Origin of the sequence: Acinetobacter sp. KAM396, from assembly GCF_021602765.1 — a bacterium.
GTDB classification, from domain to species: Bacteria; Pseudomonadota; Gammaproteobacteria; order Pseudomonadales; family Moraxellaceae; genus Acinetobacter; species Acinetobacter towneri_A.
In genome coordinates this window covers 1-262 of the sequence record NZ_BPPH01000128.1, presented here as the reverse complement: position 1 = coordinate 262, position 262 = coordinate 1, and the positions used below count along the sequence as shown (strand labels likewise).

The 262-nt window shown below is 45.0% G+C and carries 2 tRNA genes; both read right to left on the bottom strand.

What is annotated here, in order from left to right:
- Positions 1 to 8: 8 nt before the first annotated feature.
- Positions 9 to 84: transfer RNA gene (locus tag L6C30_RS14840), tRNA-Ala, on the bottom strand.
- 70 nt (positions 85 to 154) lie between these two features.
- Positions 155 to 231: transfer RNA gene (locus L6C30_RS14835), tRNA-Ile, on the bottom strand.
- Positions 232 to 262 lie beyond the last annotated feature (31 nt).

Below are 262 nucleotides of genomic sequence, written 5' to 3'. Positions count from 1 at the left end.
TAAGTACGTGGTGGAGACTAGGAGAGTCGAACTCCTGACCTCCTGCGTGCAAAGCAGGCGCTCTACCAACTAAGCTAAGTCCCCAGCTTATCATCTGTGATTCGATGTATCTTCAATTCCTGTAACTTGATTTATTCAATCTAGGTCAAAGTCATGGTGGGTCTGACAAGACTTGAACTTGTGACCCCACGCTTATCAAGCGTGTGCTCTAACCAACTGAGCTACAGACCCTGAGAAAAATCAAAGCATCGCTTTGTATTTT